The 25,103-nt window shown below is 68.8% G+C and carries 20 protein-coding genes and 4 tRNA genes; all 24 read right to left on the reverse strand.

Annotated elements, in window-relative coordinates:
• Positions 1 to 27: 27 nt before the first annotated feature.
• Positions 28 to 104: transfer RNA gene (locus NFT33_RS17065), tRNA-Asp, on the reverse strand.
• A 50-nt stretch (positions 105 to 154) separates the two neighbouring features.
• Positions 155 to 230, reverse strand: a tRNA-Glu gene (locus NFT33_RS17070).
• 38 nt (positions 231 to 268) lie between these two features.
• Positions 269 to 344 (reverse strand) — tRNA-Ala (locus NFT33_RS17075).
• Positions 345 to 441: 97 nt separating this feature from the next.
• Positions 442 to 1,836: a glutamate--tRNA ligase gene (gene gltX, locus NFT33_RS17080; RefSeq protein ID WP_251677123.1), complete on the reverse strand. Its 1,395-nt coding sequence runs from the start codon at positions 1,834 to 1,836 to the stop codon at positions 442 to 444.
• A gap of 7 nt (positions 1,837 to 1,843) precedes the next feature.
• Entirely contained in the window at positions 1,844 to 3,073 is a 1,230-nt protein-coding gene (locus tag NFT33_RS17085) for an O-succinylhomoserine sulfhydrylase (RefSeq protein ID WP_251677125.1), read from the reverse strand.
• Positions 3,074 to 3,105: 32 nt separating this feature from the next.
• Positions 3,106 to 4,623 (reverse strand): amidophosphoribosyltransferase, encoded by a 1,518-nt coding sequence (gene purF / locus NFT33_RS17090; protein WP_173804489.1) that lies wholly within the window; start codon positions 4,621 to 4,623, stop codon positions 3,106 to 3,108.
• 86 nt (positions 4,624 to 4,709) lie between these two features.
• Positions 4,710 to 5,246, reverse strand: a complete 537-nt coding sequence (locus tag NFT33_RS17095; RefSeq protein WP_251677127.1) for a CvpA family protein — start codon at positions 5,244 to 5,246, stop codon at positions 4,710 to 4,712.
• Between the two features lie 28 nt (positions 5,247 to 5,274).
• Positions 5,275 to 6,252, reverse strand: coding sequence for an SPOR domain-containing protein (locus NFT33_RS17100; RefSeq protein ID WP_251677129.1), 978 nt, complete (start codon positions 6,250 to 6,252; stop codon positions 5,275 to 5,277).
• A 12-nt stretch (positions 6,253 to 6,264) separates the two neighbouring features.
• Positions 6,265 to 7,611, reverse strand: a complete 1,347-nt coding sequence (gene folC, locus NFT33_RS17105; protein WP_376744178.1) for a bifunctional tetrahydrofolate synthase/dihydrofolate synthase — start codon at positions 7,609 to 7,611, stop codon at positions 6,265 to 6,267.
• Between the two features lie 97 nt (positions 7,612 to 7,708).
• Complete coding sequence (gene accD / locus NFT33_RS17110; RefSeq protein ID WP_037486172.1) at positions 7,709 to 8,581, reverse strand: acetyl-CoA carboxylase, carboxyltransferase subunit beta; 873 nt, start codon at positions 8,579 to 8,581, stop codon at positions 7,709 to 7,711.
• A complete protein-coding gene (gene trpA, locus NFT33_RS17115; RefSeq protein WP_251677133.1) occupies positions 8,578 to 9,411 on the reverse strand; it encodes a tryptophan synthase subunit alpha in 834 nt (277 codons plus the stop codon). The genes accD and trpA overlap by 4 nt, the downstream gene beginning before the upstream one ends.
• Entirely contained in the window at positions 9,408 to 10,688 is a 1,281-nt protein-coding gene (gene trpB, locus NFT33_RS17120; RefSeq protein WP_251677135.1) for a tryptophan synthase subunit beta, read from the reverse strand. Before trpB ends, trpA begins: the two co-directional genes overlap by 4 nt.
• Before the next feature lie 46 nt (positions 10,689 to 10,734).
• Positions 10,735 to 11,415, reverse strand: a complete 681-nt coding sequence (locus NFT33_RS17125; RefSeq protein ID WP_251677137.1) for a phosphoribosylanthranilate isomerase — start codon at positions 11,413 to 11,415, stop codon at positions 10,735 to 10,737.
• A 77-nt stretch (positions 11,416 to 11,492) separates the two neighbouring features.
• Positions 11,493 to 12,305, reverse strand: coding sequence for a tRNA pseudouridine(38-40) synthase TruA (truA, locus tag NFT33_RS17130; protein ID WP_220785704.1), 813 nt, complete (start codon positions 12,303 to 12,305; stop codon positions 11,493 to 11,495).
• Between the two features lie 46 nt (positions 12,306 to 12,351).
• A complete protein-coding gene (locus NFT33_RS17135) occupies positions 12,352 to 15,015 on the reverse strand; it encodes a FimV/HubP family polar landmark protein (protein ID WP_251677139.1) in 2,664 nt (887 codons plus the stop codon).
• Positions 15,016 to 15,321: 306 nt separating this feature from the next.
• Positions 15,322 to 16,449, reverse strand: a complete 1,128-nt coding sequence (gene asd / locus NFT33_RS17140; protein WP_251677141.1) for an aspartate-semialdehyde dehydrogenase — start codon at positions 16,447 to 16,449, stop codon at positions 15,322 to 15,324.
• Positions 16,450 to 16,563: 114 nt separating this feature from the next.
• Positions 16,564 to 17,661 carry a 3-isopropylmalate dehydrogenase gene (gene leuB / locus NFT33_RS17145; RefSeq protein ID WP_149503090.1) on the reverse strand — a complete coding sequence of 366 codons (1,098 nt, stop codon included), beginning with the start codon at positions 17,659 to 17,661 and terminating at the stop codon, positions 16,564 to 16,566.
• A 54-nt stretch (positions 17,662 to 17,715) separates the two neighbouring features.
• Positions 17,716 to 18,369: a 3-isopropylmalate dehydratase small subunit gene (leuD, locus tag NFT33_RS17150; RefSeq protein ID WP_251677143.1), complete on the reverse strand. Its 654-nt coding sequence runs from the start codon at positions 18,367 to 18,369 to the stop codon at positions 17,716 to 17,718.
• Between the two features lie 28 nt (positions 18,370 to 18,397).
• Complete coding sequence (gene leuC, locus NFT33_RS17155; RefSeq protein ID WP_251677145.1) at positions 18,398 to 19,822, reverse strand: 3-isopropylmalate dehydratase large subunit; 1,425 nt, start codon at positions 19,820 to 19,822, stop codon at positions 18,398 to 18,400.
• A complete protein-coding gene (locus tag NFT33_RS17160) occupies positions 19,819 to 20,784 on the reverse strand; it encodes a LysR family transcriptional regulator (RefSeq protein WP_149503087.1) in 966 nt (321 codons plus the stop codon). Before NFT33_RS17160 ends, leuC begins: the two co-directional genes overlap by 4 nt.
• A 63-nt stretch (positions 20,785 to 20,847) precedes the next feature.
• Positions 20,848 to 21,975, reverse strand: a complete 1,128-nt coding sequence (locus tag NFT33_RS17165) for an acyltransferase family protein (protein ID WP_251677147.1) — start codon at positions 21,973 to 21,975, stop codon at positions 20,848 to 20,850.
• Between the two features lie 196 nt (positions 21,976 to 22,171).
• Positions 22,172 to 22,262: transfer RNA gene (locus tag NFT33_RS17170), tRNA-Ser, on the reverse strand.
• An 85-nt stretch (positions 22,263 to 22,347) separates the two neighbouring features.
• Positions 22,348 to 23,610: an aspartate kinase gene (locus tag NFT33_RS17175; RefSeq protein ID WP_149503085.1), complete on the reverse strand. Its 1,263-nt coding sequence runs from the start codon at positions 23,608 to 23,610 to the stop codon at positions 22,348 to 22,350.
• 154 nt (positions 23,611 to 23,764) lie between these two features.
• On the reverse strand, positions 23,765 to 25,069 hold the full coding sequence (gene tilS, locus NFT33_RS17180; RefSeq protein ID WP_251677149.1) for a tRNA lysidine(34) synthetase TilS: 1,305 nt from the start codon (positions 25,067 to 25,069) through the stop codon (positions 23,765 to 23,767).
• Positions 25,070 to 25,103: the final 34 nt, after the last annotated feature.

The following is a 25,103-nucleotide window of genomic DNA, read 5'->3' on the forward strand; positions in this document are numbered from 1 at the left end:
TCGGACAGATCGATATCACGAAATTCTTGGCGGAGTGGACGGGACTCGAACCCGCGACCCCCGGCGTGACAGGCCGGTATTCTAACCGACTGAACTACCACTCCGCGTCGGTGACGTTTAGCGCCTGACTGCTCAGGCCAAGTATCGTCAAACTTGGCGACCCCTAGGGGATTCGAACCCCTGTTACAACCGTGAAAGGGTCGTGTCCTAGGCCTCTAGACGAAGGGGTCTTTGTCCTTCGCGACTTGAACCTCGAAACGCTTTGCTGTGGTGGAGGTAAGCGGGATCGAACCGCTGACCTCTTGCATGCCATGCAAGCGCTCTCCCAGCTGAGCTATACCCCCGTTCAGGACCATCTCTGGTCGACTCCGGACTTCAATTGCTTGCCGTCTTTCGTCAGGCGTCTCGTCGTTCAAGCGAGAATGAGATTATGTGATGGACTCAAACGCTTTGCAAGCGTTTCAGCACAATATTTTTTTCGAACAGCGCGAGGACCGCATCGACCGACGGCGTCTGGGCGCGGCCGCACACCAGGACACGCAGCGGGATGGCCAGCTGCGGCATCTTGATCTTCAGCTCGCCGATGACGGCCTTGATGGCGGCGTTGATCGCCGCGGCGTCCCAGGTCTCGAGCGCGGCCAGCCGGTCGCGTAGCTGCACCAGCGCCGGACGCGACACCTCGTTGAGGTGCTGGGCCAGATCCGCCTCGGCAGGCTGCACGTCGACGAAGTAGATCGACAGCCAGTCGGCCAGCTCGACCGTGGTGCTGCAGCGGTCCTTGAACAGCGCGCACATCGCCGCCAGACGCTCGTCGGCCACTGCCGTGATGCCGCGCCGGCCGAGCTGCTCGGCCACCAGGCCGGCCAGCACCGCGTTGTCGCACAGCTTCATGTGCTGGGCGTTCACCCAGCGCATCTTGGTCTCGTCGAACTGGCTGGCGCTGCGGCCGAGGTGGTCGAGGTTGAACCACTCGACCAGCTGCTCGCGGCTGAAGATCTCGTCGTCGCCGTGGCTCCAGCCCAGACGCGCCAGGTAGTTGACGACCGCCTCGGCCAGATAGCCCTCGTCGCGGTACTGCGTCACCGGCTTGGCGCCGCGGCGCTTGCTCATCTTCTCGCCCTGCTCGTTCAGCACGGTGGGCAGATGCGCGTAGACCGGCGGCTCCTTGCCGAGCGCGCGGAAGACATGGATCTGGCGCGGCGTGTTGTTGACATGGTCGTCGCCGCGGATCACATGGGTGATGTCCATGTCGATGTCGTCGACCACGACGCAGAAGTTGTAGGTCGGCGTGCCGTCGGGGCGCGCGATGACCAGATCGTCGAGCTCGTCGTTGCTGATCTCGATGCGGCCCTTGACCTTGTCTTCCCACACCACCGAACCGCCCTGGGGCGTCTTGAAGCGCAGCACGGGCTTGACGCCTTCCGGCACCGGCGGCAGCACCTTGCCCTCTTCCGGCCGCCAGGTGCCGTCGTAGCGCGGCTTTTCCTTGTTGGCCATCTGGCGCTCGCGCAGCGCGTCGAGCGCTTCGGTGCTCATGTAGCAGGGGTAGACCCAGCCCTGCTCGACCAGCTGCGCCAGGACTTCCTTGTAGCGGTCCATGCGCTGCATCTGGTAGAACGGGCCCTCGTCGTGGTCGAGGCCGAGCCACTTCATGCTCTCGATGATCACGTCGACGGCTTCCTGCGACGAGCGCTCGACGTCGGTGTCCTCGATGCGCAGCACCAGCGTGCCCTGCTGCGAGCGCGCCCAGGCCCAGGGATAGAGGGCCGAGCGGATGTTGCCGAGGTGGATGAAGCCGGTCGGGGACGGTGCGAAACGGGTGCGGACTTGGGTCATGGGGAACTCAGATCAGGGCCAGGCCGCGCGCGAGGTCGGCCTTCAGGTCGTCGACATGCTCGAGGCCGACGGCCACGCGGATCATGCCCTGCGTGATGCCGGCGGCCAGCCGCTGCGCCTCGGTCAGGCGGCCGTGCGAGGTGCTCGACGGATGGGTGATGGTGGTCTTGGTGTCGCCCAGGTTCGAGGTGATCGAGCAGATCCTGGTCGCGTCGATGACCGCGAAGGCGTTGGCGCGCGCGGCCTCGGGCGTGTCGCCGCGGGCGACGAAGCTGACCACCGAGCCGCCGTTGCCGCCCTGCTGCGCCATGGCCAGCGCATGCTGCGGGTGCGACTTCAGGCCGGGATAGTAGACGCGGGCGACCTGCGGCTGCGCTTCCAGCCACTCGGCCAGCGCCAGCGCGCGCGCGCCCTGCGCCTCCATGCGGATCGAGAGCGTCTCCAGACCCTTGAGCACCACCCAGGCATTGAACGGCGACAGGCACATGCCAGCCGAGCGCATCACGCTCATGAAGGGGCCGTCGATCAGCGCCGCCGGCCCGCAGATCGCGCCGGCGACGACGCGGCCCTGTCCGTCCAGGTACTTGGTGCCCGAGTGGATGATCAGGTCGGCGCCCAGCCTGGCCGGCTGCTGCAGCGCCGGCGAGCAGAAGCAGTTGTCCACCGCCAGCAGCGCGCCCGCGCCGTGCGCGATGTCGGCCAGCGCGCGGATGTCGCAGACCTCGGTGAGCGGATTGCTCGGCGTCTCGGCGAACAGCAGCTTCGTCTCGGGGCGCAGCGCCGCGCGCCACGCCTCGGGATCGGTCTGCGACACGAAGGTGGTCTGCACGCCGAACTTGCCGAACTCGCCCTGCAGCAGCTTGATGGTCGAGCCGAACACGCTGCGCGAGCAGATGACATGGTCGCCCGCCTTCAGCAGGCCCATCACCAGCAGCATGATGGCCGACATGCCGCTGGATGTGGCGATGCAGGCCTCGGTGCCTTCCAGCGCCGCCAGGCGGCGCTCCATCATCATGGTCGTCGGGTTGGTGAAGCGGCTGTAGACGAAGGCTTCCTCCTCCTGCGCGAAGCGTGCCGCGGCGGTGGCCGCGTCAGGATGGACGAAGCTGCTGGTCAGGAACAGCGCCTCCGAGTTCTCGCCCCACGGCGTGGCCGGCAGGCCCTGGCGCACGGCCAGCGTCTCCAGCCGGACATCGTCGGCGAACTCGAGGCGCGGCAGGCGCTTGGGCTCGGTCATGCGGTTCTCTCCGGGTCAGGCGACGGACAGGTTCACTGCGACGGGCTCTGCAGCGACAGGCGGGTGCGCTCGGCGCCCTCCTCGTCCTGCGGCTGGCTGGCGCGCTGGGTCTGGATGGCGTCGAAGTCCTCGGCCGAGACGTCGCCGGTGATGTAGTGGCCGTCGAAGCATGAGGCCTCCACGCCCTTCAGGTCCGGGCGCAGCGCGTGCACCGCACGCTTCATCGCGTCGACATCCTGGTAGATCAGCGCGTCGCAGCCGATGTAGTCGCGGATCTCGTCCATCGTGCGGCCGTGCGCGATCAGCTCGGTCTTGGTCGGCATGTCGATGCCGTAGACGTTGGGGAAGCGCACCGGCGGCGCGGCCGAGGCCATGAAGACCTTGCTGGCGCCGGCCTCGCGGGCCATCTGCACGATCTCGCGGCTGGTGGTGCCGCGCACGATCGAGTCGTCGACCAGCAGCACGTTGCGGCCCTTGAACTCCATGCCGATGGCATTGAGCTTCTGGCGCACGCTCTTCTTGCGCACGCCCTGCCCCGGCATGATGAAGGTGCGGCCGACATAGCGGTTCTTCACGAAGCCCTCGCGGTAGGGCTTGCCGAGCTTCTGCGCCAGCTGCATCGCCGCCGGACGGCTGGACTCGGGGATCGGGATGACCACGTCGATCTCGCTGGGCGGCATCATGTTGATGACGCGCTGCGCCAGCGTCTCGCCCATGTTCAGGCGGGCGTGGTAGACCGAGATGCCGTCGATGACCGAATCCGGGCGCGCCAGGTAGACGAACTCGAACACGCAGGGGTTGAGCACCGGACGCTCGGCGCACTGGCGGGTGTGCATCTGGCCGTCGAGCGAGATGAAGACCGCCTCGCCGGGCTCGACATCGCGCACCAGGCGGTGGCCGGTGCCTTCCAGCGTGACCGACTCGCTGGCGACCATCCAGTCGGTGCCCTCGGCGGTCTCGGACGCGCCCAGGCACAGCGGCCGGATGCCGAACGGATCGCGGAAGGCCAGCAGGCCGTAGCCGGCGATCAGCGCGATCACCGCATACGAGCCCTTGACGCGGCGGTGCACCGCCGCGACCGCCTTGAAGATCTCCTCGTGCGTCAGCGGCAGGTCGCGCGCGGCCTGCTCGAGCTCATGCGCCAGCACGTTGATCAGCACCTCGGTGTCGCTCTCGGTGTTGATGTGGCGGCGGTCGATGTCGAACAGCTCCTTCTTCAGCGCATGCGCGTTGGTGATGTTGCCGTTGTGCACCAGCACCACGCCGAAGGGCGCGTTGACATAGAAGGGCTGAGCCTCTTCCTCGCTGTAGGCGTTGCCCGCGGTCGGATAGCGGACCTGGCCCAGGCCGAGCGTGCCCGGCAGCGCGCGCATGTTGCGGGTGCGGAAGACGTCGCGCACCATGCCGCGGGCCTTGTGCATGAAGAACTTCGTGCCCATCGCGGTCACGATGCCGGCCGCGTCCTGGCCCCGGTGCTGCAGCAGCAGCAGCGCGTCATAGATCAACTGGTTGACGGGCGACTTGGAAATCACCCCGACGATGCCACACATCGTTCACTCCATCTTCAGCAACAAACAGGTCCGGGAAGGGCGATCAGGACCGCCCTTCCCGAGGGAATTCTTGCAGGCGCCAGGCTTCAGGACACCGGCGCGGCGGGCTCAGCCGGCGGCGAGACGCCCGCCGGCCCCCAGTCGCCCGGCAGCCACGGCGCCAGCCAGCCGTGGACCTTCGCGATCCAGCCGATGCCGCTGGAGACCTGCCAGGCGTCCTGGCGCGCCAGCGGCGTCAGCGACAGCATCATCGCCAGCGCCCACAGCACCAGCACGCCGCGCAGCAGCCCGAAGCCGGCGCCCAGCAGCCGGTCCAGCGGCGCCAGCGGCGAGGCCTGGATCAGCTGCTGCAGCAGCCAGGCCAGCAGGCGCCAGGCCAGCAGCGTGACGATGAAGCAGACCACCAGCCCGGTCAGTCGTGCCAGCGGACTGTCGGCGGCCTGAGGCTGCAGCATCCGCGCCACATCGCCGCCCCAGGCCTGGGACAGCAGCCAGGCGACGAACCAGCCCGCCAGCGACATCAACTCGCTGACCAAGCCGCGCAGCACGCCGGCCACGACCGACATCAGCAGCACCGCCAGCATCGACAGGTCGATCCATCCCAGATCCTCCAGCAGCATCATGCCCGCGCGGCCCGGTCCAGCGGCGCGCTCAGAGCGGCAGCACCGCGGCGCTGACGCCGGCAGCCTTGAGCTTCGAGGCGGCGCGCGCAGCCTCCTCCTTGGTCGAGAACGGCCCCAGGCGCACACGGGTACGCCGACCGGACGAGGTGTCGACATGCTGCTCGAAGGACTTCAGGCCCAGGCCCTCGACGCGCTGGCGCGTCTCGCGCACCGTGCGGGCCTCCGAGAAGGAGCCGACCTGAACGACATAGCGCCGCTCGTCGCGCGCCTTGTCCTTCTCGCGCTCGCGGCGGGCCTTTTCGGCAGCGGCGGCCTTTTCTGCGGCAGCTGCCTTCTCGGCCCGTTCACGGCGCAGGCGCTCCTTCTCGGCCCGCTCAGCACGTTCTGCGCGTTCGGCCTTTTCCTTCTCAGCCTTTTCACGGGCCCGCTCGAGCCGCAGGCGCTCCTGGCGCGCCTTCTCGGCCCGCTCGGCTTTTTCAGCTGCGGCCTTGTCGGCTGCGGCCTTCTGGCGCTCGCGCTCGCGGGCCTCGGCCTGCGCGTCGCGCGGCTCGGTGATGATGTCGTCCTTGGGCGCCTTGGCCACCGCCATGCCGGCAGCGGCTCCGACCGCGGCCACGCCGGCACCGGCCATCGCCATCTGCGTCGCGCTCAGGCCAGGCGCCTGGGAAGCGGCGGCTGCGGCGGCCGATGCCGCCATCGCAGGCTGCGATGCCGTGACACTGGCCGGATCCGCACCTGGCTGCAGGCCGGCGGCCGTGCCTTCGCGCATCACGATCTCGGCGGGCTCGCCGGGCATGCGCACCGTCAGCTCCGGCCGGGCCGGACGCGGCGTCGCATCGAAGACATAAGGCAGGGCCACCACCGCCAGCCCGACCAGCACCGCCACGCCGATCAGGCGCCGGCGAGCCCGGGTGCGCAGAAGCTCCACCTGCGCCGGATCCTGCGGCGGCAGGCGGCGCGCAGCGGGCTCGGACGACTTGCGCTTGAGAGAGGAGAGAAGACCCATCTGGTTCAGCCGTCAGGCCGCTTTGGTCGGGGCACCCGCAGCCGGCCCGACATGGGCCGCACCCAGTCTCGGCAGTCCCTTCTGCAGCACTCCACCGACGGTGTGGAACGATCCGAAGACGACGATTCTATCAGTGGGGTCGGCTGACTTCAGGGATTGCCCCAGGGCGGCGACCGGATCGGCGTGCAGCACGATGCGCTGCGGCGGCAGCGGCGCGGCATCCGCCGGCCGGGCGGCAATCGCCGTCTCGATCGCGGCGCGCAGCTGCTCGGGCGAGGCGGCACGGCCGATGTCGAGCGCGCACAGATGCCAGGTGTCGACCAGCGGCAGCAGCGGCGCGACCAGCCCGGCCAGATCCTTGTCGGCCATCGCGCCCAGCACCGCGTGGGTGCGCGGGAAGTAGCCCATCTGATCGAGGTTCTGCGCCAGCACCGCCGCCGCATGCGGGTTGTGGGCCACGTCGAGCACCAGCGTCGGCTGGCCCGGCACCACCTGGAAGCGCCCGGGCAGCTCCACCAGCGCCAGGCCGTTGCGGATGGCCTGCGCCGGCACCGGCAGGCGCGAGCGCATCGCCTCCAGCGCCGCCAGCACGCCCGCGGCATTGATCAGCTGGTTGGCGCCGCGCAGCGCCGGATAGCCCAGCGCGTTCCAGCGCCGCCCGCGCCCGCTCCAGCCCCACTGCTGGCGGTCGCCGGCATAGTTGAAGTCGCGGCCGAAGCGCCAGAGGTCGGCGCCGAGCGCCTCGGCGTGGTCGACCACGCTCTGCGGCGGCACCGGGTCGGAGACCACCACCGGACGGCCCGGGCGCATGATGCCGGCCTTCTCGCGGCCGATCGCCTCGCGGTCCGGCCCCAGCCAGTCCATGTGGTCGAGATCGATGCTGGTGATGACCGCGCAGTCGGTGTCGATGATGTTGACCGCGTCGAGCCGCCCGCCCAGGCCCACCTCCAGGATCACCGCATCCAGCGACTGCACGCTCATCGCGCGCAGGATGGCCAGCGTGGTGAACTCGAAATAGGTCAGCGACTGCCCGGTGGCCAGGCGCGCAGCCTCGACCGCCTCGAAATGCGGCAGCAGCAGCTCAGCGGCCACCACCTCGCCGTTCAGGCGCATGCGCTCCTCGAAGCGCACCAGATGCGGCGAGCCGTAGACCGCGGTGCGGTAGCCGGCCTGCATCAGGATGGATTCGAGCATCGCGCAGGTCGAGCCCTTGCCGTTGGTCCCGGCCACCGTGAACACCGGCACCTCGAAGCGCAGGCCGAGCTGCTCGCGCACGCGCTGCACACGCTCCAGGCCCAGCTCGATCGTCGACGGATGCAGCCGCTCGCAGTGGGCGAGCCAGTCGGAAAGGGTCATCATCTCGAAGGAGATCTCGGAGGAGGTCTCGAAGGCAGACTCGGAAAAGACCGAGGGCGCCTCGCGGACGCCCCCGGACGACAGGCCATGACGGCGGCGATCAGGACACCGCGTCGGCGCTCTGGCGCTGCAGCATCGCCAGCAGCTTGGCCACGGTCGGACGCAGCTCGCGGCGGTCGACGATCATGTCGAGCGCGCCCTTCTGCAGCAGGAACTCGGAGCGCTGGAAGCCCTCGGGCAGCTTCTCGCGCACGGTGTTCTCGATCACGCGCGGGCCGGCAAAGCCGATCAGCGCCTTCGGCTCGGCGATGACCACGTCGCCGACGAAGGCGAAGGAAGCCGACACGCCGCCCATCGTCGGGTCGGTCAGCACGCTGATGTAGGGCAGCTTGGCGCGGGCCAGGCGGGTCAGCGCCGCGTTGGTCTTGGCCATCTGCATCAGCGACAGCAGGCCTTCCTGCATGCGCGCGCCGCCGGTGGCGGTGAAGCAGATGAAGGGCACCTTCTGCTCGAGCGCGGTCTCGACACCGCGCGCGAAGCGCTCGCCAACCACCGAGCCCATCGAGCCGCCCATGAAGTCGAACTCGAAGCACGCGGCCACGACCGGCATGCTCATCACCGAGCCGCCCATCACGACGAGCGCATCGGTCTCGCCGGTGGCTTCCATCGCTTCCTTGATGCGGTCAGGGTACTTCTTGCTGTCCTTGAACTTCAGCGCGTCGACCGGCACCACCTCCTGCGCCACCTCGTAGCGACCTTCGTCGTCGAGAAAGGCGTTCAGGCGCTCGCGCGCGCCGATGCGGTGGTGATGACCGCACTTCGGGCAGACATTCACATTGCCGTCGAGATCGGTCTTGTACAGGACCGTCTCGCAGGCGTCGCACTTGACCCAGAGGCCTTCGGGCATGGCCCGGCGCTCGCTGGGCCGGGACTGCTGGATCTTCGGGGGCAGCAGCTTGTCGAGCCAACTCATGCGGATTCTCCTGCGGATGAAGCTTGCAGTTGCAGCGTGTCGAGGGCCGCGCGGATCTCGCGCAGGAAGCCGGCGGCAACGCCCGGCACCCGCTCGCGCGGCTCGTTCTCGATCAGCTGGATGATACGGGAGCCGATGACGACCGCATCGGACACCTGCGCGACCGCCACCGCCGTGGCGGCATCGCGGATGCCGAAGCCGACGCCGACCGGCACGTTCACCGCGGCACGGATGCGCGGCACCATCGCCGCCACCGCCGCGGTGTCGAGGTGACCGGCACCGGTCACGCCCTTGAGCGACACATAGTAGACATAGCCGGTCGCGATGCGGCCGACCTCCTGCATGCGCGCGTCGGTCGAGGTCGGCGCCAGCAGGAAGATCGCGTCCATGTCGGCCGCACGCAAGCGGGCGGCGAAGGCCTCGCACTCCTGCGGCGGGTAGTCGACGATCAGCACGCCGTCGACGCCGGCAGCCTTCGCGTCATCGACGAAGCGGTCGGGCCCGAAGCACTCGACCGGATTGGCATAGCCCATCAGCACGACCGGCGTGCTGGCATCGTCCTGGCGGAAGGCGCGCACCATCGCCAGCACGTCGGCGGTGGAAACGCCCTTGAGCAGCGCACGCTCGCTGGCGCGCTGGATGACCGGGCCGTCGGCCATCGGGTCGGAGAAGGGCACGCCCAGCTCGATGACATCGGCGCCGGCGGCGACCATCGCGTGCATCAGCTCGACCGTCACGTCGGCATAGGGGTCGCCCGCGGTGACATAGGGAATCAGGGCCTTGCGGCCTTCGGCGGCCAGGCGGGCGAAGGTGGTCTGGATGCGGCTCACTGGGCAGCTCCGTTGATCTGGCCCTTGACGGACAGGCCGCGGCACGACGGGCGGCAGTAGAACTCGGCGCCCGACAGGTCGGCCACCGTGCCGATGTCCTTGTCGCCACGACCCGAGAGGTTGACCAGGATGTGCTGATCCGGGCGCATCGTCTTGGCCAGCTTCATCGCGTAGGCGACTGCATGGCTGGATTCCAGCGCCGGGATGATGCCCTCGGTGCGGCAGAGGTAGTGGAAGGCCTCGAGCGCTTCCCGGTCGGTGATGCCGACGTACTCGGCGCGGCCGATGTCCTTCAGGTAGGCATGCTCCGGGCCGACGCCGGGATAGTCCAGACCGGCGGAGACGGAGTGCGTCTCGGTGATCTGGCCGTTGGCGTCCTGCAGGATGTAGGTGCGGTTGCCATGCAGCACGCCGGGCCTGCCCAGCTGCAGCGAGGCGGAGTGCCTGTTCGTGTCCATGCCCTCGCCCGCCGCCTCGACGCCGATCAGGCGCGTGGCCTCATGCGGGATGTACGGGTAGAAGATGCCCATCGCATTGGAGCCGCCGCCCACGCAGGCCACCACCGCATCGGGCTGGCGCTCGGCGCCGCCGCCCAGCTCGGCGATCATCTCGGGCATCTGCGCCAGGCACTCCTGGCCGATGATGCTCTGGAAGTCGCGCACCATCGCCGGGTACGGGTGCGGACCCGCGACCGTGCCGATGATGTAGAAGGTGTTCTCGACGTTCGTCACCCAGTCGCGCATCGCCTCGTTCAGCGCGTCCTTGAGCGTCTTGCTGCCCGACTCGACCGGCACCACCTTGGCGCCGAGCAGGTGCATGCGATAGACGTTCGGGCTCTGGCGCTTGACGTCCTCGGCGCCCATGTAGACGACGCACTCCAGGCCGTAGCGGGCGCAGATCGTCGCGGTGGCCACGCCGTGCTGGCCGGCGCCGGTCTCGGCGATCACGCGCGGCTTGCCCATGCGCCGGGCCAGCAGCGCCTGGCCGATGACGTTGTTGATCTTGTGCGCGCCGGTGTGATTGAGGTCCTCGCGCTTGAGGAAGATCTGCGCGCCGCCCATCTCGCGGCTCATGCGCGCGGCGTGGTAGACGGGGCTCGGGCGGCCGACGAAGTGCTTGAGCTCGCGGCGGAACTCGGCGAGGAACTCGGCGTCGTCGCGGTAGCGGTCGTAGGCCTGGCGCAGCTCGTCGAGGGCGTGGCTCAGCGTCTCGGCAACGAAGCTGCCGCCGTAGATGCCGAAATGCCCGCGGGCATCGGGCTGGTCGTACTGGAACATGGTCGGGAATCCGGTGAAGACAGGAAGATCTCGGAAATCTCGGGAATCACTCGCCGCGGTCGGCGTCGGCACGGCGTGCGTCGGCCTCGCGGACGGCTTCGCAGAACCGGCGCATCAGCTCGGCGTCCTTCAGACCCTTGCCGACCTCGACGCCGGAACTCACGTCAACGGCCCAGGGCCGCACGCGAAGCACGCCATCGATCACGTTGGCAGGACTCAACCCACCAGACAAAACGACCGGACGGAGCACGCCGGACGGAACGAGAGACCAATCGAAGACCTTTCCGCCTCCGCCATAGCCTTCGACATGCGCGTCGAGCAGGATGGCCTGGGCATTGGGATAAGACTGTGCAAAGTCTAACAAATCGAAGCCGGGCTTCATCCGTGCCGCCCGCATGTAGGGGCGCCGGCCGGTGCTGGCGGCGTCGCACTGCGCAGGAGTTTCATCTCCGTGAAACTGCAGCAGCAGGTTCGGAATGGCGGTGCAGGCCGCATCGATCTCCGGCGGCGTGGCATTGACGAACAGCCCGACCGGCATCACGAAGGGCGGCAGGCGCCGCGCCAGTTCGGCCGCGCGGGCCAGCGTCACATGACGGGCGCTGCCCGACCAGAGCACGAAGCCGACCGCGTCCGCACCGGCCTCGACCGCGGCATCGACATCGGCTTCGCGGGTCAGGCCGCAGATCTTGATGCGCGTGCGCGCGGCGCGGGACAGAGTGGCTGGCATCGAAGGCTCGGCAGATTCGGGAAGACTCAGGAACGGGACAGGCTGCAGACCGACCGCGCAGGCGGCCGGCTTCGGACTCAGGCCGCAGGCAGACCGTCGTCGGCCGCGCCGGGCAGCACGTCGAAGCCCGCGGTGCGCATCGGCAGCCCGAGGTGCGCATCGTAGCGGGGACCGAGGAAATACAGCCCGTCCGGGGAGAAGGTCGGCGCAGCGCAGTCGCGGTCGCGCGAGGCCAGCACCTCGGCCATCCAGCCGCTGGGCCGGTTGCCGCTGCCGACGGCGACCATGCAGCCCATGATGTTGCGGATCATGTGGTGCAGGAAGGCCACCGCCTCGAAGTCGAAGCGCCAGTAGGCACCGCAGCGTCGCACGCCGATCTCGCGCATCAGCTTGACCGGCGAGGCCGCCTGGCATTCCGAGGAGCGGAAGGCCGAGAAGTCGTGCTCGCCGATCAGGTGCGCCGCGGCCTCGCGCATTGCCTCGCCGTCGAGCCGGCGGAAGGACCAGCCCACCGAGCCGGCGTCGATCGACGGCCGCATCGGCGACTCGAGAAGGATGTAGGCGTAGCGCCGCCCGCGCGCATGGTTGCGGGCATGGAAGTCGTCCGGCACGGTGCGGCACCACTGCACCGCGATGTCGGCGGGCAGGTAGCGGTTGGTGCCGCGCAGCCAGGAGAAGGGTTCACGCACCCGGTCGGTGTCGAAGTGCACGACCTGATTCAGGCCATGCACCCCGGTGTCGGTGCGACCGGCGCAGACGGTGTGGATCGGCGCGGCCGCGAACTGCGACAGCGCCGATTCCAGATGATCCTGGACCGTGGCGCCGCCGGGCTGGCTCTGCCAGCCGTGATAGGCGCTGCCACGGTAGGTGACGCCTAGCGCGATGCGCAAGGCGTCGTTCCCTGCACGGGAAAGGAGGCGGACTGGAACCGGGCGATCACGCCAGACCGTCGAGCATCGACTGCGCGCGGGCCTTCAGCTCGGCACTGTCGGTCTTCTCGATGACGTCCTGCAGCATGTCGCGGGCCGACTCCTTGTCGCCGAAGTCGAGGAACTCCTTGGCGAGGTCGACCTTGCGGGCGAGCGGATCGCCGTCGTCCTCGGTGCCATCGAGCAGCACCGGATACTCGTCGACGATCGAGTCCGGCGCAGGCGACTGCGTCGGGTTCAGGTCGAAGTCGAGCGACAGGCCGTCGAAGTCGACCTTCGAGGCGCTGGTCGCGGCCGCCGCCGACAGAGTCGGCTCGGAGATGTCGGGCAGGTCGTGCAGCTCGAAGTCGATCATGCCGCTGCCCGAGTCCGGGCCGGCGTCAGGCTGGCGGCTGTCGACGAAGCTGGCGTCCGCGGCGCTGACATAGCCCCCCGCCACCGAGGGCAGATCATCCATCGGCGCCGGCAGCGAGATGTCCAGATCGACTTCGTCGACGGCCGGTGCAGCCACCCGGGGCGCGGCGAAGGACGGCGCGGGCGTGTCGACGATCGCATCCAGATCCAGATCCGGCACCGAAGCCGCGGCGGCAGCACCCGCCACGCCTGCAGCACCCAACCCCACTGCCGTGCCGAAGCGCGACGGCGACGGCACCACCGACTGCGGCATCGTGCTGGCACCGAGCGGCTCGCGCGGCAGGTTGCCGGCCAGATCGGCGCCCGGCTGACCGCCCGGCTCGTACAGCGGATTCTCGGGATCGATCGAGCGACCGAGCTCCTGGGCACGCAGCCAGTCCTCGCCCTGACCGCCGGTCAGGCCGTAGAGCTCGCCGGCGAGCATCTCGTAGCCCTTGGTGTCACGACGCTTGGCGTAGACCTCGAGCAGCTTGGTGCGGATGGCCAGGCGCTCCGGATTGGCGCGCATCGCCTCCTTCAGGATTTCCTCGGCCTGCAGGTCGCGGCCGTAGGCCAGGTAGACATCGGCCTCGGCAACCGGATCGACGTCGCCGATCGCATCGATCTGGCTCAGCGAGTAGCTCATCGACGACGGCGAGCCGGAGGCTGCCGCGTCACGGGTGTCGACCCGCTGGCCACCGCTGGCGCCGAAGAAGGAGTCCGGCTGCATCCGGCTCTCGAGGAAGGAAGTGACGCCGGCCTCGTCCTTGCTGCGGCCACGCAGGCGGTAGTAGCCCAGGCCGGCCAGGATCGCCAGGATCAGGCCGGCGCCCGGCAGCAGCAGCGGATTCTCGGACAGCGAGTCGAGCAGCGAGGGCTCTTCCGCGGTGACCGGATCCATCGGCAGCGGCGGACGCGAGGCGGCGACCGGCGGTGCCTCGGGCATGCTGGCGGCCACGGCAGGTGCGGAAGCCGGCGGCGGCGCGATCAGCGGCTCGGAGGCCACCTGCGGCGGTGCGGTGACCGCGGCGATCGCCTCGGAGGCCTTGACGGCCGGCGCGGAGGCCACGCTGACGACCGGTGCCGGCAGCACCGCGCCCGGCGCGCTGGCACCCGGCTTCACACCGGAAGCCGCCAGCATCTTGTTAAGTTCGATGCGGTTACGCTCGGCTTCGGCGCGGCGGTCTGCAAGCTCTTGGTTGGCCCGATCCTTGATCACCTTCTCGTCGGCCGCTGCGGCGGCAGACTTGGCAGGAGCGCCGGGAACGATCTTCAGCGCATCCTTCGGCTGATTTTCAGTGCCGGTACGGACTTCGACGCCGGCCTTGACATCGCCGCTGGCCTTGCGCGAGGACTCAGGCGCGCGGGTCTGCTCAGGCACGGCCGAGGCCAGGCGCTGACGGTAGGCGTTGAAGTTGGCGCTCTGGGCCAGGATCGTGCGGCGGGCCTGGCGCTCGTCGATGCTGGCCAGCTTGTCCTGGCTCGGCACGTTCAGCACCGCACCAGCACGCAGGCGGTTCATGTTGTTGCCGGCAAAGGCCTGGCTGTTGCCCTGGTACAGGCCGACCAGCATCTGGTCGAGCGAGACGCCGGACACCTGCAGCTTGGTCGCGATGCCCGACAGCGTATCGCCCGGGCGCACGGTGTACTGACTGCCCTCGGCCGTCTGGGCGGAATCGCTCGAAGGAGCCGGTGAAGGCGTGGGCGCAGGCGCTGCGGCACGACGGGCGGCGGCCTTGGAGGCGGCGTCCGCAGCAGCGGAGGCCGCCGCAGCACGACGCGCTTCCGCACGCGATGCAGCGTCTGCGGCAGCCGTCGCAGGAGCCTGGGCCGGCTCGGCGCGCGAAGCACGTGCAGGCGCCGGCGCAGCGGCGATCGCCGCCGGTGTGGTCGGGGCCGGCACCTTGGCGGTCGACGGCGGATCGAACAGCAGCGTGTATTCGCGCAGCAGGCGGCCGCTCGACCACGACAGCTCGAGAATCACGTCGACGAACGGCTCCTGGACCGGACGATCGCTGGTGATGCGCAGGAAGGGCGTGCCATCGGCTCGACGCTGCAGCGTGACCGAGGTCGACGGCAGCACCGGGTTGTAGTCGACGCCGGCGATGCGATAGGCATCCGGCGGCGCGACCTTCACCCGCAGGTTGGCGGCCTCGTCAGGCGTCAGGCTGGTGACATCGATGTCGGCCTTCAGGGTCTCGCCCAATGCCGACTGGACGCTGAGCCGTCCGAGGCTGAGCGCCGAGGCCGGCGTCATCGTGCCGATGATCGCCATCATGGCGGCAGCGGCCGCGATCTGTTTCAGAGCCAAACGCCCGGTGCGCTTCGTCTCGGTTTTCAAGGCGTCTCCCAAGCTGCGAACCCCGGATCCTCTCCGTCTTTCGCACCAGTCAATACGGGCTTTGCCCGCTCAAATATCCGAAAATACAATAACATCAAGCAGATACAAAGACAAGCTCATGCTCTGCCTGACATTCGGAGCTTCTCGCACGATCGCTTGGCGTGCAATTGACCCTGCGCAGGCCCGTTGCCCGAGGGCAACGGACATCCGCACATTTTGCGGATCGAGGAGCAGGATAACGGATCAGGCGTCGAGCAGGATGCGCAGCATGCGGCGCAGCGGCTCGGCCGCGCCCCACAGCAGCTGGTCGCCGATGGTGAAGGCGCCGACGTACTCGGGACCCATCGCCAGCTTGCGGATGCGGCCGACCGGAATGGTCAGCGTGCCGGTCGTGGCCACCGGGGTCAGGTCACGGATGGTGGCCTCGCGGGTGTTCGGCACCACCTTCACCCACTCGTTGTCGGCGGCGATCATCGCCTCGATGTCCGCGGTCGGCACATTCTTCTTCAGCTTGAAGGTCAGGGCCTGCGAGTGGCAGCGCATCGCGCCGATGCGCACGCAGAAGCCGTCCACCGGAATCGGCGCCGAGCCGAAGCCTTCGCCCAGACCCAGGATCTTGTTGGTCTCGGCCATGCCCTTCCACTCTTCCTTGGACTGACCGTTGCCCAGATCCTTGTCGATCCACGGGATCAGCGAACCGCCCAGCGGCACGCCGAAGTTGGCGGTCTCGGCCGGGGTCAGCGCACGCTGCTTGGCGATGATCTGGCGATCGATCTCGAGAATGGCGCTCTTCGGATCGTCGAGCAGCGACTTGACCTCGGCGTTCAGCGTGCCGTACTGCGTCAGCAGCTCGCGCATGTGCTGCGCGCCGCCGCCCGAGGCGGCCTGGTAGGTCTGCGTCGACATCCACTCGACCAGACCGGCCTTGTAGAGCGCGCCCACGCCCATCAGCATGCAGCTGACGGTGCAGTTGCCGCCCACCCAGTTCCTGCCGCCCTTGGCCAGCGCGTCCTTGATCACCGGCATGTTGACCGGGTCGAGAATGATGACCGCGTCATCCTTCATGCGCAGCGTGGAGGCCGCGTCGATCCAGTGGCCGTTCCAGCCGGCCGCACGCAGCTTCGGAAACACCTCGGTGGTGTAGTCGCCGCCCTGCGCGGTGATGATGATCTCGCAGCGCTTCAGGGCCTCGATGTCGTAGGCGTCCTGCAGCTTGGTCTCGTTCCTGGCCATCGACGGCGCGGCGCCGCCGGCGTTCGAGGTCGAGAAGAACAGCGGCTCGATCAGGCCGAAGTCGCCCTCGGCCTGCATGCGATCCATCAGGACGGAGCCGACCATGCCGCGCCATCCGACCAATCCGACGAGTTTCATTTTCTTGCCCTTTCCGTGGCGCTTTCCTGGCGCCGTTTGACGAGTGGTGTCCCGACCCTCCCCGGCTCGCTTCGCCGGGGTTGAGGGAGGAACAGGCGAGACGAGGCGGAGCGGTCAGCTCTTGGTAATGCCTTTGCCGGTGATCGCCGCGACCACGGCGTCACCCATCTCGCGCGTGCCCACCCGCGTCGTTCCCTCCGACCAGATGTCCGGCGTGCGCAGGCCGGCGGCCAGCACAGCGCGAACAGCCGACTCGATCCGGTCGGCCGCTTCAGGCTGGTTGAGGGAGAAACGAAGCATCATGGCAGCGGACAGGATTGTAGCCAGAGGATTGGCCACGCCCTTGCCGGCGATGTCGGGCGCGCTGCCGTGGCTGGGCTCGTACAGGCCCTGACCGTTGGCATTGAGCGACGCCGAGGGCAGCATGCCGATCGAGCCGGTCAGCATCGCCGCCTCGTCCGACAGGATGTCGCCGAACATGTTGCCGGTGAAGAGCACGTCGAACTTCTTCGGCGCCTTGACCAGCTGCATCGCGGCGTTGTCGACGTACATGTGCTCGAGCTCGACGTCCGGATACTGCTGATGCACCTCGGTGACCACGTCCTTCCAGAACTGGAAGGTCTCCAGCACATTGGCCTTGTCGACCGAGGTGACCTTCTTCGAGCGCTTGCGCGCGGCCTGGAAGGCAACGTGCGCGATGCGCTCGATCTCCGGGCGGCTGTAGCGCATCGTGTCGAAGGCTTCCTCGGCGCCGGGGAAGTGGCCATCGGTGGCGACGCGGCGGCCGCGCGGCTGGCCGAAGTAGATGTCGCCGGTGAGCTCGCGGATGATCAGGATGTCCAGGCCCGCGATCAGCTCGGGCTTCAGGCTCGAGGCGCCGACGAGCTGCTCGTAGCAGATGGCCGGACGGAAGTTGGCAAAGAGGCCCAGCGCCTTGCGCAGGCCCAGGATGGCCTGCTCGGGGCGCAGGCGGCGCTCGAGCGTGTCGTACTTCCAGTCGCCGACGGCGCCGAACAGGATGGCGTCGGAATCCTGGGCCAGCTTCAGCGTCGACTCGGGCAGCGGATGGCCGGCGACTTCATAGGCGGCGCCGCCGACCGGTGCGGTCTCCATCTCGAGCGGCAGCTCGAGCACGTTCAGGACCTTGACGGCCTCGGCGACGATCTCGGTGCCGATGCCGTCACCGGGCAGGACTGCAATCTTGTGGGTCATGGTGAATCTCGGAAAGACGGGAAGGACGCGAAAGACAGGAACGGGGACGGCGGCTCAGCCGACCTGGCGGTGCGCCAGCCAGGGCATGCGGGCCAGACGCTCGGCCTCGAAGGCCTGGATCTTGTCCTTCTGGCGCAGCGTCAGGCCGATGTCGTCGAAGCCGTTGACCAGGCAGTACTTGCGGAAGGGCTGCACGTCGAAGGCGATCTCGGTGCCGTCCGGCTTGACGATGACCTGGCGCGGCAGATCGACGGTCAGCTGGTAGCCGGGAAAGGCGAAGACCTCGTCGAAGAGCTGCGCGACCACGCTGTCCGGCAGCTGGATCGGCAGCAGACCGTTCTTGAAGCAGTTGCTGAAGAAGATGTCGGCGAAGCTCGGCGCGATGATGGCGCGGAATCCGAACTGCTCCAGCGCCCAGGGCGCGTGCTCGCGGCTGGAGCCGCAGCCGAAGTTCTTGCGCGCCAGCAGCACCGAGGCGCCAGCATAGCGCGGCTGGTTCAGCACGAAGTCGGGGTTGGGCTGGCGGGCCGACTCCGGCACGCCGGGCTGGCCCGGCTGGTCGAGATAGCGCCACTCGTCGAACAGGTTCGGGCCGAAGCCGCTGCGCTGGATCGACTTGAGGAACTGCTTCGGGATGATCGCGTCGGTGTCGACATTGTCGCGATCCATCGGGGCCACCAGGCCCTGGTGAACGGTGAAGGCTTGCATGGTGCGTGTGTTCTCAGGCGTCTTTTGCTCAGGCGATCGAGCGGATGTCGACGAAGCGGCCTTCCAGCGCGGCCGCGGCGGCCATCGCCGGGCTGACCAGGTGGGTGCGGCCACCGGCGCCCTGACGGCCCTCGAAGTTGCGGTTGCTGGTCGAGGCGCAGCGCTCGCCCGGCTCCAGGCGGTCGGCGTTCATCGCCAGGCACATCGAGCAGCCCGGCTCGCGCCACTCGAAGCCGGCGGCCTTGAAGACCTGGTCGAGACCTTCGGCCTCGGCCTGCGCCTTGACCAGGCCCGAGCCCGGCACGACCAGCGCGCGCTTGACGTTGGCGGCCACGCGCTTGTTCAGGCGGCGCACGACGGCCGCGGCTTCCCGCATGTCCTCGATGCGGCTGTTGGTGCACGAGCCGATGAAGACTTGGTCGACATGGATGTCCGACATCGCCTTGTTGGGCTCGAGCGCCATGTACTTCAGCGCGCGCTCCATCGCGTCGCGCTTGACCGGATCGCGCTCCTTCTCGGGATCGGGCACGCGCGCATCGACGCCGGTGACCATTTCCGGGCTGGTGCCCCAGGTGACCTGCGGCACGATCTGCGCGGCATCCAGCTCGACCACCGCATCGAACACCGCATCGGCATCCGAGTGCAGCGTGCGCCAGTGCGACACCGCCAGATCCCATTCCGGCCCGGTCGGCGCGAAGGGGCGGCCCTTGACGTACTCGATGGTCTTGTCGTCGACCGCGACCAGGCCGGCGCGCGCGCCCGCCTCGATCGCCATGTTGCAGACCGTCATGCGGCCCTCGATGCTCAGCGCGCGGATCGCCGCGCCGCCGAACTCGATGGTGTAGCCGGTGCCGCCGGCGGTGCCGATGCGGCCGATGATGGCCAGCACGATGTCCTTGGCGGTGATGCCGGGCGCGACCTGACCGTCGACCTTCACCAGCATGTTCTTCGCCTTCTTGGCCAGCAGCGTCTGGGTGGCCATGACATGCTCGACCTCGGAGGTGCCGATGCCGTGCGCCAGCGCACCGAAGGCGCCGTGCGTCGAGGTGTGGCTGTCGCCGCAGACCACCGTCATGCCCGGCAGCGTGGCGCCCTGCTCCGGGCCCATGACGTGCACGATGCCCTGGCGGCTGTCCATGAAGGGGAAATAGGCAGCCGAGCCGAATTCCTTGATGTTGGCATCCAGCGTGACGATCTGCTGGCGCGAGATCGGGTCCTTGATGCCGTCGTAGCCCAGCTCCCAGCCGTCGGTCGGGGTGTTGTGGTCGGCGGTGGCGACCACCGAGCTGACGCGCCAGAGCTTGCGCCCGGCCAGGCGCAGGCCCTCGAAGGCCTGCGGGCTGGTCACCTCGTGCACCAGATGGCGGTCGATGTAGAGGATGGCGGTGCCGTCTTCCTCGGTGTGGACGACATGTTCGTCCCAGAGCTTGTCGTAGAGGGTGCGTCCGGTCATGACGGGTTCTCGGTGGGGGATGAGGGAAATGAGGGGGGCAAGAGGGACAGGGACGGCTCGTCCGCCGACACGAAGGCCGCCGGACAGAGGAACTCGACGAAGCGGCGCACGACCGCCGGCAGCACCTCCTGCGCGCGCACGCCGACCCGGTAGTCGCGCCGCGCCCAGGGCTCGTCCAGCGCGACGATCTCGAGCCGGAACAGCCGTGCCAGGCGCTGCGCGACCGCCGAGGGCATCAGCGCGATGCCCAGCCCGGCCTCGACCAGCTGCGCGATCGCGTCGAAGCCGCGCACCTGCATGCGTGCACGCAAGGGGCGACCCAGCTCGGTGGCCTGCGCCAGCAGCATCTGCTGCAGCGCCGCACCCGTGTGCTGGCCGATGAAGTCATGCTCGAGCAGATCGGCGAAGCGCACCGCGGCCTGCCGGCCCAGCGCATGGCCGGCCGGCGTGATCAGCACCAGCGTACCGTCGCGGTAGGGCCAGGTCTGCAGCCGCGCCGGCTCCAGCAGCGGCGGCACGAAGATGCCGACATCGGCGGCGCCTTCCGCGACCGAGCGCTGCAGCTCCGCGCTGGTCTGGTCCTCCAGACTGATGCGGATCTCGGGATGCGCGCGCGAGAAGGCCGCCAGGTCCGGCGGCAGGCATTCGGCGATCGCCGAGGCGTTGGCGACGATGCGCAGATGGCCGCGGATGCCACGCGAGAACTCGGCGACCTCCTCCTCCATCGCGTGCAGCGAGGCATGCAGGCTGCGGATGTGGCGGATCAGCGCCAGCCCGGCGGCGGTCGGCTCGACGCCGCGCGCGCGCCGCTCGAACAGCTGCACGCCCAGGCGCGTCTCCAGATCGCTCAGCCGCTTGCTCGCGGCCGCCAGCGCCAGATGCTCGCGCTCGGCCCCGCGCGTGATGCTGCGCGTCTCCGCGATGGCAAGCACCAGATTGAGCGTGACCAGATCGAAGCGCATGGGGCGTGATCTTGCCCCAGGCCGACCCCGCTCACGGTCGGCAATCGACGATGCAGCCTTCGTTCAGCGCGAAGGCTCAAGATGACGATGCGGGGACGCCACAGCCTGAGGCCTGGGCATCGGCGCCGGCACCGGCACCGGCTGCGAGGGCGCCAGCCGTCGACGGAGCCAGCGACCGCACGGACGCTCGACGCCACGGTTCAACAGGATCGACGCCACGACGATCAGCGCCATGACCGGCAGCAGGCGCAGCAGCAGCGAGGACTCCAGCGGCCGCAGCCACTCGAGCAGCATGTAGCCGATGTTCTGGTGCAGCAGATAGACCGGATAGGTCAGCAGGCCCGCCCAGGCGGTCAGCGCGGACGCGCGCATCGTCCAGCGCCGCGAAGCCACCAGCCAGAAGATCAAGAAGAAGGCGGTCAGCAGCAGCGCGACGCTCCACTCGCCGGGCGCGCCCTCCCCGGCCCGCAGGGACTGGGGCGCGGTGGCGCGTGCGACCGTCAGGAAATGGCACCACCACAGCATCATGTAGGTCTGCCGCTCCAGGCCGCGCTCGCGGATGCGGTAGAACAGCATGCCGGCGCAGAACAGTGGCGCCCACTCCAGCACCAGCAGCAGCTCCGCCAGATAGACCGGCCGGAGAAAGTCGAGCGAGGACAGCAGCAGCCAGCCGGCCATGAAGCGCTCGATGCGGGCGAGACGGTTCGCCACGATCAGGCCCAGCATGATCAGGTAGAACTGGAACTCGATCGCCAGCGACCAGTAGGCGCCATCGACATAGGGCGGCTCCTGCCCGACCCAGATCAGGTGGGTGAGCATCGTGAGATTGCCCAGCAGGGTCTGCCAGCTGACCGAGAAAGTCGGGGATGCCAGCAGCCAGGCCGTGCCGGCGGTCAGCAGCGCCGCCACCCAGTAGGCCGGATACAGGCGCGCGACCCGGGAAGCCACGAAGGCCCGTGGCGTCGCGCCCTGCGCCGACATGAAGATGACATAGCCGCTGATCATGAAGAACAGGTGCACGCCCAGATAGCCATGTGCCGACACCCAGGCCAGCCAGGCCGGCACCTCGCCGCTCACCCAGCCATCGAGCTGTCCGCGGTAGAGGAAATGGAACATGACCACGGCCAGGCAGGCCAACCCGCGCAGCAGGTCGATCTCGTGGGTTCTTTCGGCGGAAGGGGTCTGATTCATCATGGAGGCCGGCCACCCGTCGGTTCGCGTGAGCGAGCGACAGGACGCGCCAGTTCAGTGGGATCCAGAGGCTATCGACTGTCGATGGCCAAGGTCTTAGCCTCGGATGAACCGCAGGCATGAAATCCGCAGAGATGAACCGGTTTGCCCAAGCAGTAACGCCCTGCAGTCTTGCGACTGCAGGGCGTCTGCTTTCTGGCGGAAACGGAGGGATTCGAACCCTCGATGCGCTTTTGGCGCATACTCCCTTAGCAGGGGAGCACCTTCGGCCACTCGGTCACGTTTCCGGCGAAGAATTGGACTATAGCGCGATCCAGCCTGATCTGTAAACCCCTTTCAGGCCGGAATGCGCATTTCCATCCGGCAGACGAATCAGGCCGCGTCCAGGCCGAAGGCCTTGTGCAGCGCGCGCACCGCCAGCTCCATGTACTTCTCGTCGATGACCACCGAGGTCTTGATCTCGCTGGTGGTGATCATCTGGATGTTGATGCCCTCGTCGCTGAGCGCGCGGAACATCGTCGAGGCCACGCCGGCGTGCGAGCGCATGCCGATGCCGACGATCGACACCTTGCAGATCTTGGTGTCGCCGATGACCGCCTCGGCGCCCATGGCCGGCACGACCTGCGACTTCAGCAGGTCCAGCGTGCGCTGGTAGTCGTTGCGGTGGACGGTGAACGAGAAGTCGGTCTTGCCGTCATGCGAGACGTTCTGCAGGATCACGTCCACATCGATGTTGGCCTCGGCGACCTTGCCCAGGATGCCATAGGCGATGCCCGGCTTGTCCGGCACGCCCATCACGGTCAGCTTGGCTTCGTCGCGGTTGAACGCGATGCCCGACACAACGGCTTGTTCCATCTTCTCGTCTTCCTCGAAAGTGATCAGCGTGCCCGACTTGGCTTCTTCCTCGATGGCGATGTCCCACGGAGTGAAGCTCGAGAGCACGCGCAGCGGCACGCGATACTTGCCGGCGAACTCGACCGACCGGATCTGCAGCACCTTGGAGCCCAGCGACGCCATCTCCAGCATCTCCTCGAAGGAGACGGTCTTCAGGCGCTTGGCCTCCGGCACGACGCGCGGGTCGGTGGTGTAGACGCCGTCGACATCGGTGTAGATCAGGCACTCGTCGGCCTTCATCGCCGCGGCGACCGCGACGGCCGAGGTGTCCGAGCCACCGCGACCCAGGGTCGTGATGTTCATGTCCTCGTCGACACCCTGGAAGCCGGTGATGACGACCACGCGACCGGCGGCCAGGTCGGCACGCACGCGGGCGTCGTCGATGCTCTGGATGCGGGCCTTGGTGTAGGACGAATCGGTGCGGATCGGCACCTGCCAGCCGGAATAGCTGACGGCCTCCATGCCTTCGGCCTGCAGCGCCAGCGACAGCAGCCCCACCGAGACCTGCTCGCCGGTGCAGGCGATCATGTCGAGCTCGCGGGTGACGGCCGGCGTCTGGACCGCAGGCGAGACATCCTTGGCCAGGCCGAGCAGGCGATTGGTCTCGCCGCTCATCGCCGACGGAACGACCACCATCTGGTGGCCGGCGCGGGCCCACTTGGCCACGCGCTTGGCGACGTTGCGGATGCGCTCGGTCGAGCCCATCGACGTGCCGCCGTACTTGTGAACGATCAAAGCCATGAGTGTGTGGCTCGCGCGGAAACGGCGAGTCGCAGTGGAGTGGCAGGACAGCCGCTCCGGGTTTCCTGACTTGATGACAGGCCGCCTGGAGCGGAAAACCGTCGATTTTAACGACTTTCCGACGGGGATTTCCCGAAAGCGTGACATCGAAGCGTCATCCGGCCCAGCGCGGACGCCACTGGGGCGCGCCCGGCGGCGCCTGCTCGCGGGCATCGACCCCCAGCGCCGGCACGCAGACCAGCCGCTCGCCGCGCCACAGCAGCGGCGCATCACGCAGCCAGGCCGGCACGCCAGCGGCCTGGAACTGCTTCTTCAGCGCACGCGGCACGCCGGCCGCATGGCTCTGGAACTGCTCGCCGCCCCGGCGCGGCCGCGCCACCAGCGCAGCCAGATCGGCCCACGCCAGGCCGCCCGCGACCACCGGCTCGAGATGCAGGCGGCCGGACCAGCCCGGCAGCGCCAGCGTCAGCGCCTGTCCTGCGGACAGCCCGGGCGGCAGCAGCGGCGCCAGCGCGATCTCGTCCGGCAGCGTGTCCGAGCGGACATTCGCGCTCGGCTCACCTCGCGCGTCCAGCGCCAGCCGACCACGGTGCAGCCGCAGCATGCGGGCGGCATCCAGCGGCCACACCGCACCCGAGTCCGCCTGAGGCAGTTCCTCCGCCAGACGCTCGAGCCAGGATGCGCGCACCGCCACCCCCTGGCCCGCCAGCCAGCACCGCAGCAGATTGCGCCGGCGCGCGGGCGACAGGGCCGCCAGCGCAGCAGCCTGCAGCGCCAGGCCGTCCGGGTCGCGCACCGCCTCGAGATCGAGTTCCGCCAGCGCATCCAGGCACTCGGCCGCATCCTGCGCCCGCGCGGCCGCATCGGCCAGCGCCAGCGGCGCCTGCGGGAAGGCCTCGCGCAGGGCAGGCATCACCTGCAGCCGCAGCCGGTTGCGGGCGTGACGCGGATCGGCATTGCTGTCGTCGTCGACATGCGCGATGCGGTGAGCGGCGACATAGGCCTCGATCTCGGCGCGCGGCCGCGCCAGCCAGGGCCGCAGCCAGCGCAGACCCTCGCGCTCGATCGCGCGCGGCATCGCCGCCAGACCGGCTGCGCCGGCACCGCGCAGCGCCTGAAGCAGGAAAGTCTCGGCCTGGTCGTCGCGGTGATGGGCCAGCAGCACGACACGGCAGCCGGCCTCGCGCGCCATGTCGGCCAGCGCGCGGTAGCGGCCCTCGCGCGCCAGCGCCTCCAGGCTCTCGCCGGCCTGCGGCCGCAGCCCGAGATGGCGGACATGGAAATGCAGATCGGCGCCCTCGGCACGCCAGCGCTCGCACTGGCGCGCGCAGTGGTCGCGCCAGTCGTCGGCGAAACGGCTCAGGCCGTGGTGCACATGCAGCGCATGCACAGGCAAGGCCGGTGCACCCTGCCCGGCCAGATCACGCGCGGCCCGCCAGGTGGCGTGCAGCAGCGCCATCGAGTCGCGCCCGCCACTGCAGGCGACCGCGACC

It is taken from the genome of Sphaerotilus sp. FB-3 (assembly GCF_023706025.1).
GTDB classification, from domain to species: domain Bacteria; phylum Pseudomonadota; class Gammaproteobacteria; order Burkholderiales; family Burkholderiaceae_C; genus Sphaerotilus; species Sphaerotilus sulfidivorans.

Excerpts from the sequence above, each read along its gene's own strand:
- gltX (WP_251677123.1), bottom strand. The coding sequence starts at position 1,836 with ATGACCCAAGTCCGCACCCGTTTCGCACCGTCCCCGACCGGCTTCATC.
- NFT33_RS17085 (WP_251677125.1), bottom strand. The coding sequence starts at position 3,073 with ATGACCGAGCCCAAGCGCCTGCCGCGCCTCGAGTTCGCCGACGATGTC.
- purF (WP_173804489.1), bottom strand. The coding sequence starts at position 4,623 with ATGTGTGGCATCGTCGGGGTGATTTCCAAGTCGCCCGTCAACCAGTTG.
- NFT33_RS17095 (WP_251677127.1), bottom strand. The coding sequence starts at position 5,246 with ATGATGCTGCTGGAGGATCTGGGATGGATCGACCTGTCGATGCTGGCG.
- NFT33_RS17100 (WP_251677129.1), bottom strand. The coding sequence starts at position 6,252 with ATGGGTCTTCTCTCCTCTCTCAAGCGCAAGTCGTCCGAGCCCGCTGCG.
- folC (WP_376744178.1), bottom strand. The coding sequence starts at position 7,611 with ATGATGACCCTTTCCGACTGGCTCGCCCACTGCGAGCGGCTGCATCCG.
- accD (WP_037486172.1), bottom strand. The coding sequence starts at position 8,581 with ATGAGTTGGCTCGACAAGCTGCTGCCCCCGAAGATCCAGCAGTCCCGG.
- trpB (WP_251677135.1), bottom strand. The coding sequence starts at position 10,688 with ATGTTCCAGTACGACCAGCCCGATGCCCGCGGGCATTTCGGCATCTAC.
- NFT33_RS17125 (WP_251677137.1), bottom strand. The coding sequence starts at position 11,415 with ATGCCAGCCACTCTGTCCCGCGCCGCGCGCACGCGCATCAAGATCTGC.
- NFT33_RS17135 (WP_251677139.1), bottom strand. The coding sequence starts at position 15,015 with ATGATGGCGATCATCGGCACGATGACGCCGGCCTCGGCGCTCAGCCTC.
- asd (WP_251677141.1), bottom strand. The coding sequence starts at position 16,449 with ATGAAACTCGTCGGATTGGTCGGATGGCGCGGCATGGTCGGCTCCGTC.
- leuB (WP_149503090.1), bottom strand. The coding sequence starts at position 17,661 with ATGACCCACAAGATTGCAGTCCTGCCCGGTGACGGCATCGGCACCGAG.
- leuD (WP_251677143.1), bottom strand. The coding sequence starts at position 18,369 with ATGCAAGCCTTCACCGTTCACCAGGGCCTGGTGGCCCCGATGGATCGC.
- leuC (WP_251677145.1), bottom strand. The coding sequence starts at position 19,822 with ATGACCGGACGCACCCTCTACGACAAGCTCTGGGACGAACATGTCGTC.
- NFT33_RS17160 (WP_149503087.1), bottom strand. The coding sequence starts at position 20,784 with ATGCGCTTCGATCTGGTCACGCTCAATCTGGTGCTTGCCATCGCGGAG.
- NFT33_RS17165 (WP_251677147.1), bottom strand. The coding sequence starts at position 21,975 with ATGAATCAGACCCCTTCCGCCGAAAGAACCCACGAGATCGACCTGCTG.
- NFT33_RS17175 (WP_149503085.1), bottom strand. The coding sequence starts at position 23,610 with ATGGCTTTGATCGTTCACAAGTACGGCGGCACGTCGATGGGCTCGACC.
- tilS (WP_251677149.1), bottom strand. The coding sequence starts at position 25,069 with ATGGCGCTGCTGCACGCCACCTGGCGGGCCGCGCGTGATCTGGCCGGG.